Origin of the sequence: Pseudomonas rhizophila (genome assembly GCF_003033885.1) — a bacterium.
Classification (GTDB): domain Bacteria; phylum Pseudomonadota; class Gammaproteobacteria; order Pseudomonadales; family Pseudomonadaceae; genus Aquipseudomonas; species Aquipseudomonas rhizophila.
On record NZ_CP024081.1, the window covers coordinates 3,504,593 to 3,519,729 of the forward strand.

Consider the following 15,137-nt stretch of genomic DNA (forward strand, 5'->3'; position numbering starts at 1 on the left):
TCGTATGCCTGACGGAAGTGGCGGGGCGGTTCGGAGTCTGCATGAGGCACCGCTGAGCAGTGCGTTTCGTCAGGCTTGGCTGAAGTGGTCCCAGGACTGGCAGGACTTGCCCAAGGACAGCGACCCCGCGGTATTGGTCAGCCGGGTGGTGGAGTTTTCCGGTCGAAGCGCCCAGCGGTTGTGGCGGGTGGCCTTTGCCACCGTGGGCGATGCGGCCACCGAGCAGGTCAAGGCATTGGTCTACGCCTTCGTGGCGCTGGTGGACGAGACCTTGCTGTTCACCCCATGGCCGGGACAACTGGCCTGGCAGCAGCATCCCCTCGAGTCGCGCATGTACTCCAGCCGTCAGGCCGGCGAACGGTTGCCGGCTGCGATCAAGAAACTGCTCGATGAGCAGATGCCCGGCACCCGTGACCTGGCCAACGTGTACCTGCAGTGTCTGATTCTCGGTTTTCAGGGCCGATTGCGGGGCGAGCCCGGTCAGGTCCAGCACGAAAAATGGCGGGTGGCGCTGTTCACGTTCGCCTGGCAGCACGAGCCCGATTATGTCGATGTCAGCCAGCGCCTGGCGATGTCTGCGGCGGCCACACCGATACGTGTCCCGGTTCAACAGTCGTTGCCGGACGGTTTGCGCCTGGGCCTGGTGATCCTGGCGATGGTGTTGCTGTTGACCGGGTTGGGGCAGGTGTTCTGGCGTGACATCCAATCAGAGCTTGAACCGGTGCTGCAACTGAACGAGTCGGTGGTTCAGGAGCAGGACTCATGAGCCTCTTGAGCATCGTCGCCCTGGTGTTGCTCGCCATTGTCGCGGTGCTGCTGATTGCGGCGGCGATCTGGTGGCTGCGCACCCAGGGCGGCGCGGCTATCCGCAGCTTCTATGGCGCGGTGCGCCACATGGAGCAGGAGCAAGGCACTCGGGACCGCTATCAGATGCCCTGGTTGTTGATGCTGGGCAACGAGGCCGATGGCGCGCAGTTGTGCGCCCAGTGGCGTTTGCAGCCGACAGACAAGGCGGCGTGGTTCGGCCGCTGGTGGTCGGATGCCGAAGGCGCGGTGCTGGTGGTGCCCCAGGCGCTGTTTTTGCCCGATGAGGGCATGAACATGCAGCGGGGCAACTGGTGGCGCCTGTTGGGATTGATTCTGCGCCTGCGCAGCAGACGGCCGCTGGATGCGGTGATCTGGACTGTGCCGTTCGGCAAGCTCGATGACATCGAGCAGACGACCGAGCTGAGTCTCAAGGTCCGGCGCTGTTTCATCGACCTCTTGCAACGGTTCGGTCTGAGCTTGCCGGTGTACGTGGTGATCACCGGGATGGAAGAACTGCCGGGGTTCCAGGAACTGGTCAGCGCCTTGCCCGCCCAGGCGCGGGAATCGACGCTGGGCTGGTCGTCGCCATATTCGCCCGAGGCGGCGTGGCAATCGCAATGGAGCGATCAGGCGCTGGATCAGGTCAACGCCGCATTGTCCCAGTCGATCATCGAAATCGGCGCGCTGTCGGGGCAGTTGAGCAGCGATCTGTATGGGTTGCCGGAGCGTTTCGAAGGGTTGCGGCGCGCCATGCAGCTGCTGCTGGAACCGGTTTTCCAGGGCAACGCGCAAGGCGAGGCACCGCGCTTTCGTGGCGTGTATTTCACCGCCAGCCAGGCGCCCGCCGTCACTGGCGATGGGTTGACCGCCAGCGACAGCGTTTTGCGCCAAACGGTGTTCGCCCGGCAATTGTGGTCGCGCCGGCTGGTGGCCGAGCGGGGGCTGGCCCAGCCGGTGCCACGCCTGCTGCGCTTGCGCCAGCGCTGGCATCGGCTGGGCGGTGGGGTGGCGCTGGTGGTCGGCGTGGTCTGGCTGGGGAGCATGGTCTGGGTCTGGCACGATTCGGTCGAGCAAGCCGAGGGCTTGTCGCGGTTGGTCCTCAGCGCGCACAAAAACCATGTCGTGGTCGACCCCGACAAGCCGCAACTGGAGCCGACCCGGCACAACGTGCAGAACTACTGGAACGTGCTGGAAAAAGCCCCGCGCTGGCGTTTCGTCTCGGTGGTGTTTCCGACTTCCTGGTTCTCCGCCGTGGACGTACAACTGGACAACGGCTTGCGCATGACCGCCCGCCATCATTGGATATTGCCGCTGCGTGACCTGCTGGTCTCGGACCTCGAACAACTCAAGGGCATCCGCAATACCGAGCGGCGCGGCAACGTGGAAAGCGAAGATCCGGCCCAATGGCAAAGTTACGTGAAAGCCAAGGACCTGGTTGAGCGTGCGGTGCGCCTGGAACAGCACAACCAGATGTTCAGCCAGGCGGTGAACAACCCCAAGGCACCGTTGGACGAGCTGGTGCAACTGAGCAACAACGCCCTGTCGTTGAACCTCAACACCGGGACCTTGAGCCGGGCGCGTTTTTACAATCGGGTGCTGTTCGATGCCCAGAATAGCGATTTGAAAGGCCTGGACCTGAACGCCGCGCGCCCGGTGATTGCCGATAACTTCATGGGCCTGATGCAGCGCTGGCTGGATCATTACTTTCTGGCGGACAACTTCGTGCGTCAGGCCGGTTACCTGAAGCTGCATCTGCAACGGCTTGAGGCCGGCGGCGGCAACTCCTTGAGCGAACTCGAAGAGCTGATGGCGTTGGTCGATGACCTGCAAAGGCTCGTCAGCCTGACCAACTCGGCCTGGGGCCGGGGCAAGGGGCAGGACCTGGTGCCCGGTTACACCCAGTTGATGGACAAGGTGGGCCACAGCACGCTGCTGGGGCCGGATCTTGAGCAGGATCTGCAGAGCCAGGCGGCAAAATTGCAGCAGAGCTTTCGCGACCAGTGGATCGTCCAGACCGGTTCCAGGGACAATCTGTTGGTCCAGCAGGGCAGCGGTTTGCTGGTGCTGCAGGAGCATGTCACGGCGCTGGACGGCGCGGTACAAGCGCTGTTCAAGCGTGACTTCGTGGCATTGGCCATGCAGAAGGCGCCGTCGGACAGTAACGCCGACTCGATGGGCCGGGGTGACAGCGACGATTTCAGCGTTGCCTTGAACTACTTCGCCAGCTACCAGAGCTACGCCAATGAAGAACTGCCGCGCATCCCGCCGGATTATCGTGGGGCGCTGATGGAGGCTGCTGAAAGCGCGGCGGCGCGGGCCATGTGGCTGAGTCTGGATGACAGCGAGCAACCGCTACCGGGCATGAGTTTCAATGTGCAGACCTCCCAGGCCGTTGCCCTGCAAAAAGCTTTCATGGATGTGAAGCGCAGCGATCTGGCGATTCGTTTTCAGCGCCTGCTCAACCGCCGAGCGTTGGCGCAGATCCAGAGCGGCCTGAACGAAATCGACGCCCAGCCACTGTTCACTCAACGTGCCGATGTCCAACGCTGGAACGGCTCGAAGAACTTCGGCTTGCAGTTGTACGGCGCCACTGATCCTCAGGACTTGAAGCTGAACCTCAACCAGCAGTTCGGCGCCATGCTACAGATCGCCGAGCATCGTATGCCTGCGCTGGAATGGCTGATTGTCCAGCAGGACAACCTGTCGGCCCTGGAGCACGATCAGGTTGCCCGGTTCATGGCGCTCAACGACGAACTGCTCAAATACAAAAACCAGAACCCGGCCAGTGCGGCTGCCCAGCTGGAGCAATTGGTAAGTCGCGATTTCATCGAAATGGACACCACGTCCTGCGCGCAGATTCTGCAAACGTCCAGCCTGCCCGGCGGACGTGGCGACCTGGCCGTGCGCACCGTTACGCTGCAACAAAGTGCCTTGCAGCGCTGCCTGTATCTACAACAGAACCAGGCGGCGACCGCCTGGAATGACCTGGCCAATTATTTCAATCAGTACCTGGCCGGGCGCTTTCCGTTTTCCCAGGACGTGCGGGCCAGCGATGCCGACCCGGCGCGGGTCCAGCGCCTGCTGGAGCTGATCGACACGCGGCTGCCTCAGGCACAGGCCGGACTGGCGTTGAGCCGGACGCCGGAGCGATTGGCGGCGGAGGATTTTCTCAACCGTTTGAAACAGGCCGGTGCCTGGCTCGGGCCGCTGTTCGTGCGGGACAAGAGTGGCTTGCTCGGCGTGGAAATGGACGTGCGCTGGCGAACCGATCGCGAGCAGGAACGCGGCGCGGATCAGGTGATCGCCTGGGGGCTGAACGCCGGCAACCAACAGATCAGTTACCCAGGTGAAACCGGGCAGAACCTGCGCTGGATGGTCGGCCAGCCGGTGAGTTTGACCCTGCGCTGGGCCCGTAACGGTTACCAGCGTCCGGCCAACGACCCCTTGCAACCCGACCTGGTGGTGCGCGATCTGGAAGCCGGCTGGGAGTACCAGGGGCCGTGGGCGTTGCTGCGCCTGATGCGCTCACTGGTGTCGAGCCAGCGCCAGCCGAACGCCGACTACACCGATTTCCCGCTGACCCTGCAACTGCCCGTGACGGCCCAGACCCAGGCGACCACGGCGCAACAGACCCAGATGTTCCTGCGTTTGTCGCTGATGAGCCAGGGTTCGAAGCTGCCGCTGTCGATTGCGCCGCTGCCGACCCAGGCCCCCCGTTCACCTTTCATGGCGACCTCATCGAGCACCGCCATCGCAACCCGCGAGGAGGGCTTGTGAGTTTGCCGATATCCCCTTTGCCCGAACTCATCCCCCGGTTGCTTGAGCCGATCAGCGCCGAATCGCCCTGTGGCCAGGATCTGCGCTACGAGCCGGAGTTCGACCAGTTGCGCGAGTTGCGCCGGGAGGACGACACCAGCCTGCCCACAGGTGTGTGGCAATCGTCGATCAAGCGCGCCCAATGGCCGGAACTGGAAAGACTTGCCACTGTGTTGCTGCTCGAGCGCAGCAAGGATTTGATGATCAGCGCCTGGCTGGGGGAGGCCTGGTTACACCTGACCGGGCTGGAAGGACTGCCGGGCAGCCTGGCGTTGGTGGCGGGTCTGTGTGAGCGCTACCCCGAGCAGCTGTATCCCCGGGCCGATGACGGTGACCCGTCGTGGCGGGTCATTCCGCTGGAGTGGCTGGCCCGTCGCTACAGCGAAGTGTTACTGACACGGGTGCCCTTGTTCGATGGCCGGGACCCTGATTTCGACGGTTTCTGCCTGGCCGACTGGCAACGCTTGCAGCGCCAGCAGGTGTTGGTCAACGACAGTAAAAACGCCAAGGCCTCGGCGGAAGCGGCGCGCAACGACCAGAAAAAACTTAGCGAACTGATTCGCACCACGCCATTGTCGTTCTGGCTGCATCGCCAGGGCAGCCTGATGCTGAGCCTGCAGCACCTGCAACGGCTCGAAGCCTGGAGTGATGCCTACCTGGGCGATCAGGCCCCAGGCTATTCCTCCCTGCAGGACGTGATACAGGCCTTGCTGACATTGATAGAGGAGTTCATTGCGATGAACCCACAGCAACCCACCGTCGTGCCGGCGCAAGCACCACCGCCGGTGACGCCGCAAACCGCCCCAGCGCAGGTGGGCGCCGCGGCAACCCTGGCTTTTCAGGAGCCGGCCAGCCGCGAGGAAGCCTATCGCCAGTTGCTGGTCATCGCCGGCTACCTGGCTCGCACCGAACCCCACAGTCCGGTGCCCTATTTGATCCGGCGCGGCGTGGAGTGGGGCAACAAACCGTTGAACGAGCTGCTGGGCGAACTGATCAGTGCCGATGCCGAATCCCGGCGCGTGTGGACGCTATTGGGCGTTCTCTAACGCTCCTCGTCGGGCAAGCGCACCGGCGTCAGTACCGGTTTGCCGGAAAAGAACGCGGTCAGGTTCTGGCCCACCAACTCCACCATAGCGCGGGTGGCTTCCGGCGACAGGCCTGCCACGTGGGGTGTGAGGACGACGTTGGGCAGGTTCTTCAGCGCCTGCGGCACTTCGGGCTCGTGATCGAACACATCCAGGGCCGCTCCGGCAATTCGCCGTTGTTCCAGGGCGCTGATCAGGTCGGCGGTGGCAACCACGCTGGCCCTGGCGACGTTCACCAGAAATCCTTTTGGACCGAGCGCATCCAGGCTCTGCTTGTTTATCAACTGCCGGGTATCCAGGCCGCCTGGCGTGGCGACGATCAGGAAGTCCGAGACCCGCGCCAGTTCCGTGGGCGTGGCGCAGAAGGTGTAGGGCACGTCGTTGCGTACCCGGCGATTGTGATAGCTGACACTCATGTCAAAGCCCAGGGCGGCCCGTTTGGCGATCGCCATGCCCACCGCGCCAAGGCCCAACACGCCCAGCCGCTTACCGGCCAGGGAAGGGCGCGCGCTCCTCGGCCATTCGCCCCGTCGCAGGGCGGCATCGCAATGGGGGATATCGCGCACCAACGCCAGCAACAGCGCCATGGCATGGTCGGCTACCGACGACGCATTGACCCCGGCGCCATTGGTCACCACGATGCCGCGCTGATGGGCGGCCTGCAGGTCCACCTGCTCGTAGCCGGCGCCGATCACGCAGATGATTTTCAGGTTGGGCAGGGCGGCAATTTCCTCGGCCGTCAAACCCAGGGGACCGCGGGTCAGTACCGCGCTGAACCGTTCTCCATGTTCGTGAATCGCCGTCTTGCGCTCGGCAGGCGTTGGCGCCAACTCCAAGTGATAGCCCTGGCGCTCAAGAATCGGCAGGTATTCGTTGACGGTTTCAACCAGTACAAGAACGGTTGCGGTCATGCTGTGCTCCTGTGGGCAATAGGACTGACGAAAAACCTGTGGGAGCGAGCCTGCTCGCGATAGCGGTGTCTCAGGAAATACCATGGCTGGCTGTTCCATCGCTATCGCGAGCAGGCTCGCTCCCACAGGGTTTTGTGCATTATGGCTTATCCTGCGCTGGTAACTGTTTCATCTGTTCTGAGTGTAGGAGTTGGCGCAAAACGGCGATAGGTCGGCGGCTTCATTCCCCGGCGTTATTTGCCGCAGATGCACCGTCCTCACAACCGCTCCTCAGCTAAGTCTTTGCTTCTGCTCGTTAATCCCGGACAATCGCGCCCCTGTTTCGGCCAGGGCGCTGCCTGTCGGGGTTTTCCGACTCGTCCTGGTCGGGTGCATGTGACCGGAATGCGGAGATCCGACCGGATGAATGATCAGGCCACTAGCGTCGAAGAACGCTTTGAAACGACAGCCCCAGCTACGCTCAGCCAGTGGGGGCGGCATGACACTACTTGGATGTTGGGCCTGTTTGGCACCGCCATCGGTGCAGGTACTTTGTTTTTGCCCATCAACGCCGGCCTCGGCGGTTTCTGGCCGTTGTTGATCCTGGCGTTGCTAGCCTTTCCCATGACGTTCTACGCCCACCGGGGGCTGACCCGTTTCGTGTTGTCCGGCCGTGAAGGCGCGGACATCACTGACGTGGTGGAGGAGCATTTCGGTATCAAGGCCGGTGCACTGATCACGTTGCTGTATTTCTTTGCAATTTTCCCGATTCTGCTGATCTACAGCGTGGCGCTGACCAATACGGTGGGCAGCTTCCTGGAGCATCAACTGCATATCCAGCCGCCACCTCGGGTGGTGCTATCGCTGGTGTTGATCCTGGGTTTGCTGGCAGTGGTGCGCTGCGGGGAGCAGGCGATCGTCAAGGCCATGAGCCTGATGGTCTATCCGTTTATCGTAGCGTTGCTGTTCCTGGCGGTGTTTCTGATCCCGCACTGGAACGGTGGCATCCTGACCACAGCGTCCACGCTGCCTGAACCTTCGGCGCTGCTGCATACCTTGTGGCTGGCGATTCCGGTGATGGTGTTCTCGTTCAACCACTCGCCGATCATCTCGGCGTTTGCGGTGGATCAGAAGCGTCGCCATGGCGATAACGCCGAAGTGCGCAGCTCGCAGATCCTCTCGCGCGCCCATGTGCTGATGGTGGTGATGGTGCTGTTCTTTGTGTTCAGTTGTGTTTTGACGCTTTCCCCGTCGCAACTGGCCGAGGCCAAGGCGCAGAATCTGTCGATCCTGTCGTACCTGGCCAACCACTTCAGCAATCCGACCATCGCTTTTGCCGCGCCATTGATTGCGTTCGTGGCGATCTCCAAGTCCTTCCTGGGGCATTACATTGGCGCCAGCGAAGGCCTCAAGGGCCTGATCGTCAAGAGCGGTCGACGTCCGGCGGCAAAGACCCTGGACCGTCTGACCGCAGCGTTCATGCTGGTAGTGTGCTGGATCGTCGCCACCCTTAACCCGAGCATCCTGGGCATGATCGAAACCCTGGGCGGCCCGGTAATCGCGGCGATCCTGTTCCTGATGCCGATGTACGCCATCCAAAAGGTCCCGGCCATGGCCCGTTACCGCGGCCAGGCGTCCAATGTGTTCGTGACGCTGGTAGGGGTGGTGGCAATTACCGCGCTGGTCTATTCCCTGACATCCTGACCGGATTCCCTGTGGGAGCGAGCGCGCTCGCGAAAGCGGTGGGTCAGCTTGCATTGATGTTGGATGTGCTGCCGTCTTCGCGAGCAGGCTCGCTCCCACATGGAGTCTTGGGTGTTCATAGATTCGTCATTCACCACAAGTCTCTGTGGGAGCGAGCCTGCTCGCGATGGCGTCAGTTCAGGTTGCATCGAAAACAGGCATAAAAAAACGCCGCCCCTCGCAAGAAGGGCGGCGTTTTTAGTCGAGCGTTGAAGCCTTAGGCTTGAACGACCGGGATGTTGGCATTGGCAGCCGCTTCACGGAACTCGGCGATCTGGTCGAAGCTCAGGTAGCGGTACACGTCCGCTGCCATGCTGTCGATCTTGCCGGCGTATTCCATGTACTCCTCGACGGTCGGCAGGCGACCCAGGATAGACGCCACGGATGCCAGTTCGGCCGAAGCCAGGTAGACATTCGCGCCGTCGCCCAGACGGTTCGGGAAGTTACGGGTCGAAGTCGATACCACAGTGGAGTTCGGTTCCACGCGTGCCTGGTTACCCATGCACAGCGAGCAGCCTGGCATTTCCATCCGTGCACCGGCCTTGCCGTAGATGCCGTAGTAGCCTTCTTCGGTGAGCTGGTGAGCGTCCATCTTGGTCGGCGGCGAGAGCCACAGACGGGTTGGCAACTGACCCTTGACCTGTTCCAGCAACTTACCGGCAGCGCGGAAGTGGCCGATGTTGGTCATGCACGAACCGATGAACACTTCGTCGATCTTCTGCCCAGCGACGCTGGAGAGCAGGCGGGCATCGTCCGGGTCGTTCGGCGCGCAGAGCACAGGCTCCTTGACGTCGGCCAGGTCGATCTCGATGACTTCGGCGTATTCGGCGTCCTTGTCGGCTTCCAGCAGTTCCGGGTTGGCCAGCCAGGCTTCCATCGCCTGGGCACGACGCTCCAGGGTGCGGGCATCGCCGTAGCCTTCGCCGATCATCCAGCGCAGCAGGGTGATGTTCGATTGCAGGTATTCGGCAATCGATTCCTTGGACAGCTTGATGGTGCAACCGGCAGCCGAACGTTCGGCCGAGGCGTCGGACAGTTCGAACGCTTGCTCGACGGTCAGGGTTTCCAGGCCTTCGATTTCCAGGATGCGGCCGGAGAAGGCGTTCTTCTTGCCTTTCTTCTCGACGGTCAACAGACCTTTCTGGATCGCGTAGTAAGGGATGGCGTGAACCAGGTCACGCAGGGTGACGCCTGGTTGCAGCTTGCCCTTGAAGCGAACCAGGATCGATTCCGGCATGTCCAGCGGCATGACGCCAGTGGCGGCGGCGAACGCCACCAGGCCAGAACCGGCCGGGAACGAGATACCGATCGGGAAACGGGTGTGGGAGTCGCCACCGGTGCCGACGGTGTCCGGCAGCAGCATGCGGTTCAGCCAGCTGTGGATGATGCCGTCGCCCGGACGCAGGGACACGCCGCCACGGGTCATGATGAAGTCAGGCAGGGTGTGGTGGGTGGTCACGTCGATCGGCTTTGGATAGGCCGCGGTGTGGCAGAAGGACTGCATCACCAGATCGGTCGAGAAGCCCAGGCACGCCAGGTCTTTCAATTCGTCGCGGGTCATCGGGCCAGTGGTGTCCTGGGAACCCACGGTGGTCATCTTCGGCTCGCAGTAGGTGCCCGGACGAACGCCGGTCACGCCGCAGGCCTTGCCGACCATTTTCTGCGCCAGGGTGAAACCCTTGGTGCTTTCGGCCGGGGCTTCCGGCTTCTTGAACAGGTCCGAAGCGGGCAGGCCCAGCTCGGCACGTGCCTTCTCGGTCAGGCCGCGACCGATGATCAGCGGGATACGGCCGCCGGCACGCACTTCGTCCAACAGGACCGGGGTCTTCATTTCGAAGGTGGCCAGGACTTCATCAGTGCCGTGCTTGCAGACTTTGCCAGCATGCGGGTACAGGTCGATCACGTCGCCCATGTGCATGTTGGACACATCGAATTCGATCGGCAGGGCGCCGGCGTCTTCCATGGTGTTGTAGAAAATCGGGGCGATCTTGCTGCCGAAGCAGAAACCACCGGCGCGCTTGTTCGGCACGTAAGGCACGTCGTCACCGAAGAACCACAGCACCGAGTTGGTGGCTGATTTACGTGACGAACCGGTACCGACCACGTCACCGACGTAGGCGATCGGGAAGCCCTGGCCGCGCATCTCTTCGATCTGCTTCATCGGGCCGGTCTTGCCTTGTTCATCCGGCACGATACCGTCACGGGCCATTTTCAGCATGGCCAGGGCGTGCAGTGGGATGTCCGGGCGGGACCAGGCGTCAGGAGCCGGGGAGAGGTCGTCGGTGTTGGTTTCGCCGGTAACCTTGAACACCCGAAGGCTGATCTTGTCGGCCAGCACGGGGCGGTTCTTGAACCACTCGCCGTCGGCCCAGGATTGCAGCACGCCCTTGGCGTGAACGTTGCCATTGCGGGCTTTTTCAGCCACGTCGTGGAAGGCATCGAACATCAGCAGTGTGTGCTTGAGTTCTTCGGCGGCTACGGGCGCCAGTTCGGCGTCGTCCAGCAGGTCCACCAGGGTCACGATGTTGTAGCCGCCCTGCATGGTGCCGAGCAGTTCAACGGCGCGCTTCTTGTCCAGCAGAGGGGATTGGGCTTCGCCTTTGGCCAGGGCGGACAGGAAACCGGCCTTCACGTAGGCGGCTTCGTCGACTCCAGGCGGAACGCGATTGGTGATCAGGTCAACGAGGAAAGCTTCTTCGCCAGCCGGAGGATTCTTCAGCAGCTCGATCAGGCCTGCGGTTTGTTCGGCGTTAAGCGGCTGGGGAACGATACCCAGTGCTGCACGCTCTTCGATATGTTTGCGGTAGGCTTCAAGCACAGTTATTACCCTCATCAGTGGTCCCAAATGGGTGTCCGGGACGCTCATCCAGAAACCCACGGTACTCATGCGCGTCGGAGGCTTTTTGAGCCACCACGCCAGAGTTTCCGCGAGTTCCTCACAGAAGCTGCTTTCAAAGTTTTACGCCTGCAGAACGGGGAGCTGATGAGGGTTGGCGTTGGGCTTTCCCCGCTGGAAAGACCCTCGGCCAACACCGCTCTGAAGGAACGACTGTGCTCGTGACGCTTTGAAAACAGCTTCTAACGGACATTGGCGCCTTAAAAGGCTGGCTGATTCTACGGCAAAAAAAAAATAAACGTAAGTTGGCCCCTGAAGTTTGAGGGGTGATCAATCTTAGACAAAGGGCTAACATGCCGGCCTGTCCTGCTTTTGCGTGTGTTTTTCCTTATGCCCAACCAGCTCATCAAGACCCCCTGCGTCGGCCTTTGCTCCACTGTCTACGGTGACCTGGTGTGCCGTGGCTGCAAGCGGTTCCACCATGAAGTGATTCATTGGAACGGCTATAACGAGGACGAAAAACGCGCGGTGTGGATGCGGCTTGAGCAGTTGCTGGTCCAGGTGATGGTGGCCAAACTGGAGGTTTTTGATCCTGCGCTGCTGCGCCAGCAACTGGAAACACGCAAGATTCGTTTTGTGCCGCACCAGTCGGAATATTGCTGGGCTTATCAATTGATCGCCCGTGGCGCGCGGGTGATCAACAACCTGGAAGCCTACGGCATGGTGCTGATGCCCGAATTTCGCGACTGGGACCTGCCGGACCTGCGCGACGCCATTGATCGGGAATTCTTCCTGCTGTCCGAAGCCCATTACCAGCGCTACATCGCGCCGGGCTTCCTGAAGGATGCCATTGGCGGCTGAAGGAGATGGCTTTTGTGGCGGGGGGTGTCAGTCCTTGACCGCCAGCTCCACCAGATGATCCTCGACCTCCTGCGGTTTGAGCACCAGCACGTCGCTTTCCAGCGTGTCGAGCACCGCTTCGGCGGTATTGCCGATCAAGACCCCTGACAACCCGGAACGCGCCACGGTGCCGATCACTGTCACCGCTGCCTGCAGCTTGCGTGCCATGTATGGAATCAGGACGTCCGCCGGACCTTCTTCGATGTGCAGGTGTTGGTCGTCGATGTCGAACTCAGCCTGGAACGCCCGGCATTGTTCGCGGTATTTGGCCTCGATGGTTTCCTTGAGCTGGAACGTCGGATCGGCGGAGGACAGCATCGGTGTGGGATGGGCGCTGATCACGTGCAGGTGCGCCTTGGCCAGGATGGCAATGTCGTAGCCGTGATCGATGATGGTGGAGTGCAGGTGGCGGTGCTCGCCGTCGGCATTGCCCACGTCGACGGCGGCCAAGATCACTTTGTCTTTCCAGGAACCGGCGGTTTTCACCAGCAGCACTGGAGTCGGGCAATGGCGCAGCAATTTCCAGTCCGCCGGGGTGAGCAGGGCTTTTTTCAGCGGGCTGTCGGGAAAGTGTTGCTTGATCACCAGGCCGCAACCTTCGGCCTGCTGTACGTCGATAATGGTTTCGTACAGGCTTTCGTTCCAGGCCTGTTCGGTGGTGACACTGTAGCCGTCGGCCAGCAACGCGGCCTTCAGCACGCTGAGCATGCCGGCATGGTCATGCTTCTTGTCACACACCAGCAGATGCAGGTGGGCCTGGGTGACACCGGCAATCAGCTTGGCGCGCTTGAGCGCGAGGCTTTCCGAATGTTCGGGGTCGATGACCACCAGAATGCTGCGAATGGCTTGCATGATCGGCGTCTCCAGCAATAAAAAGGCATGGCGTTGCTCAACTATAGTTGTTGTATGGCAGTCGTCGACTTGATGCATATCAACGGCGGTGGCTGGTGGTCTGGAGGCAGGCCGGTATAATCGGCGCCCTTCGCTCGACTCTCTTTTTCCGTGAGCCCCATGATCCTTCCCGAAATTCATGAATTCCTTGGTTGCCGCACTCCCGATGCCTGGGTCCAGGCGGCGCTGGCCGACCAGGAGACGCTGCTGATCGACCACAAGAACTGCGAATTCAAGGCCGCCAGCACCGCCCTGAGCCTGATCGCCAAGTACCACTCCCACGTTGACCTGATCAACCTGATGTCACGTCTGGCCCGGGAAGAACTGGTGCATCACGAACAGGTGATGCGCCTGATGAAAAAACGCAAGGTCGGCTTGCGCCAGCTCTCTGCCGGGCGTTACGCCTCGGGGCTGCGCAAAGTGGTCCGCAGCCACGAACCGGTCAAACTGGTGGACACTTTGGTGGTCGGCGCTTTCATCGAGGCCCGCAGTTGCGAGCGTTTCGAGGCCCTGGTGCCGCACCTGGACGAAGAATTGGGCAAGTTCTATTTCGGTTTGCTCAAAAGCGAAGCCCGGCATTTCCAGGGCTACCTGAAACTGGCCTACCAGTATGGCGACGCCAAGGACATCGCCCAGGTGATCGACAAGGTTCGTGACGCCGAGCAGGCGCTGATTGAATCGCCGGATGTGGAGTTTCGCTTCCACAGTGGTGTGCCTGCGGTATAGGGCTGTTTGCCCTGACGCCATCGCGAGCAGGCTCGCTCCCACATTTGATCTTCAGTGAACACAAGTAATGAGTACACCGAAAATCCCTGTGGGAGCGAGCCTGCTCGCGATGAGGCCTCACGCAGCTCTACATCCTTAATCGCTCAAACCCAGGCGCTCATGCCATTGGGCAATGGACTCCTGGGGATAGATCTCGAACTGCTGATCGCCGGCGTGCGCCTCGACTTCCACCCACGGCGCCTTGGAGCCCAGCATCAGATGGGTGTGCTCAGGCGGTACCGGCAACGGCGTGTCGATGGTAGAGGCGAACGGGTGGATCAGCTCAGGCCATTCGGGGCTGAATAGCCACAAGCCTGAACCGCAAAGGGAACAGAAATGCCGTTCGGCGCTGCTGCGGTGGGCGCGTTTATCCCCGTCATTCCTGAGCCGCGCATGATAGATCGAGATGTGCTTGCGACCGCGTACCTTCAAGCTCCGGGCATCGCCCCCCAGGTTTATCGCAAAGCCGCCTCCACCCTGGGTCTTGCGACAGATCGAGCAGTAGCAGCGCTGATAAGGGTAGGGGTGGGCGCTGTCGAGGCTGAACGACACCGCGCCGCAATGGCAGGATCCTTCGAGCTGCATGAGAACCTCCGGTTGGCAATTGGGAAGTGGCTCAGGACAGCCTAGACGGTCGGCATTTTTTGACAGCTGAATTCAGGCCGGCCATGCGGCAGCCATCGCGAGCAGGCTCGCTCCCACATTTGATCTTCAGTGAACACAAACACCGAAATCCCTGTGGGAGCGGCCTGCTCGCGATGAACGATGACGCGCTCTAGCGACCGGGCACCCGCCACAAATACCACGCCGCCACCGTCCGATGTGGGCTCCACGCCTGTCCAATCCCAACCATCTGTTTGCGCGTCGGTTGGACGTCCAAACCCTTGAGCCGCCGATACCCCTCACGCACTCCAAAGTCATCCGCCGGCAGGATGTCGGGTCGCTCCAGGCTGTAGATCAGCAGCATCTCCACGGTCCAGCGTCCGACGCCGCGCAGGGTGATCAAGCGTTCGATCAAGGCCTCATCATCCATGGCCAGCGCCGCGGGGTAGTCCGGCACCACCTCGTCCAGCGTCGCTTGAGCGATGCCCTGTATGGTCGCGATCTTGCTGGCGGAAAATCCGCAGTCGCGCATCTGTTGGAAGTCAGTCGCCAGGATCTGCTCAGGCCTGGGGAATATCGCTCCCGGAAACAGCCGCAGAAAGCGACCGAGAATCGCATCGCCGGCTTTAGCATGCAATTGTTGATAGGCAATCGCCCGGACGAGTGCTTCATACGGGTCGCGGGCCGGTTTGGGTTGCAGCAGGCAAGGGCCGATCATCTCGACATGACGGCACCAGTCTTCGTCGAGGCTTGCCAGAAAGGTGCTCGCATCGTGGTACGGGACAGGCATCAGGTGTTCAC

General features: G+C 61.5%; 11 protein-coding genes. 6 read left to right on the top strand and 5 right to left on the bottom strand.

Features of this window, described 5'->3' with window-relative positions; all coding sequences use genetic code 11:
- The first annotated feature begins 4 nt into the window (after positions 1-4).
- The 3 genes from CRX69_RS16390 to tssA are packed head-to-tail and all read left to right on the top strand — an operon-like array spanning position 5 to position 5,669.
- Positions 5-766 (top strand): DotU family type IV/VI secretion system protein, encoded by a 762-nt coding sequence (locus tag CRX69_RS16390; protein ID WP_107322346.1) that lies wholly within the window; start codon positions 5-7, stop codon positions 764-766.
- Positions 763-4,584, top strand: coding sequence for a type VI secretion system protein (locus tag CRX69_RS16395; RefSeq protein WP_107322347.1), 3,822 nt, complete (start codon positions 763-765; stop codon positions 4,582-4,584). The genes CRX69_RS16390 and CRX69_RS16395 overlap by 4 nt, the downstream gene beginning before the upstream one ends.
- Positions 4,581-5,669, top strand: a complete 1,089-nt coding sequence (gene tssA / locus CRX69_RS16400; protein WP_107322348.1) for a type VI secretion system protein TssA — start codon at positions 4,581-4,583, stop codon at positions 5,667-5,669. Before CRX69_RS16395 ends, tssA begins: the two co-directional genes overlap by 4 nt.
- On the opposite strand, the gene CRX69_RS16405 is transcribed toward tssA, so the two are convergent.
- Positions 5,666-6,619 (bottom strand): 2-hydroxyacid dehydrogenase, encoded by a 954-nt coding sequence (locus CRX69_RS16405; protein WP_107322349.1) that lies wholly within the window; start codon positions 6,617-6,619, stop codon positions 5,666-5,668. The two genes, tssA and CRX69_RS16405, sit on opposite strands and share 4 nt — an antisense overlap.
- A gap of 402 nt (positions 6,620-7,021) precedes the next feature.
- Between CRX69_RS16405 and CRX69_RS16410 the strand changes: the two genes are divergently transcribed.
- Complete coding sequence (locus CRX69_RS16410; RefSeq protein ID WP_076384405.1) at positions 7,022-8,302, top strand: serine/threonine transporter; 1,281 nt, start codon at positions 7,022-7,024, stop codon at positions 8,300-8,302.
- Between the two features lie 256 nt (positions 8,303-8,558).
- Here the strand turns inward: CRX69_RS16410 and acnB are convergent, their stop codons facing one another.
- Positions 8,559-11,159, bottom strand: coding sequence for a bifunctional aconitate hydratase 2/2-methylisocitrate dehydratase (acnB, locus tag CRX69_RS16415; RefSeq protein ID WP_047225746.1), 2,601 nt, complete (start codon positions 11,157-11,159; stop codon positions 8,559-8,561).
- A gap of 408 nt (positions 11,160-11,567) precedes the next feature.
- Between acnB and CRX69_RS16420 the strand changes: the two genes are divergently transcribed.
- Complete coding sequence (locus CRX69_RS16420; RefSeq protein ID WP_047225747.1) at positions 11,568-12,038, top strand: DUF1289 domain-containing protein; 471 nt, start codon at positions 11,568-11,570, stop codon at positions 12,036-12,038.
- Positions 12,039-12,065: 27 nt separating this feature from the next.
- On the opposite strand, the gene CRX69_RS16425 is transcribed toward CRX69_RS16420, so the two are convergent.
- On the bottom strand, positions 12,066-12,929 hold the full coding sequence (locus tag CRX69_RS16425; protein ID WP_047225748.1) for a universal stress protein: 864 nt from the start codon (positions 12,927-12,929) through the stop codon (positions 12,066-12,068).
- A 159-nt stretch (positions 12,930-13,088) separates the two neighbouring features.
- On the opposite strand from CRX69_RS16425, the gene CRX69_RS16430 reads away from it, so the two are divergent.
- A complete protein-coding gene (locus CRX69_RS16430) occupies positions 13,089-13,694 on the top strand; it encodes a MiaE family protein (protein ID WP_076384407.1) in 606 nt (201 codons plus the stop codon).
- A 135-nt stretch (positions 13,695-13,829) separates the two neighbouring features.
- On the opposite strand, the gene CRX69_RS16435 is transcribed toward CRX69_RS16430, so the two are convergent.
- Positions 13,830-14,318: a GFA family protein gene (locus tag CRX69_RS16435; protein WP_107322350.1), complete on the bottom strand. Its 489-nt coding sequence runs from the start codon at positions 14,316-14,318 to the stop codon at positions 13,830-13,832.
- A gap of 190 nt (positions 14,319-14,508) precedes the next feature.
- Positions 14,509-15,126, bottom strand: coding sequence for a DNA-3-methyladenine glycosylase family protein (locus CRX69_RS16440; RefSeq protein ID WP_107322351.1), 618 nt, complete (start codon positions 15,124-15,126; stop codon positions 14,509-14,511).
- Positions 15,127-15,137: the final 11 nt, after the last annotated feature.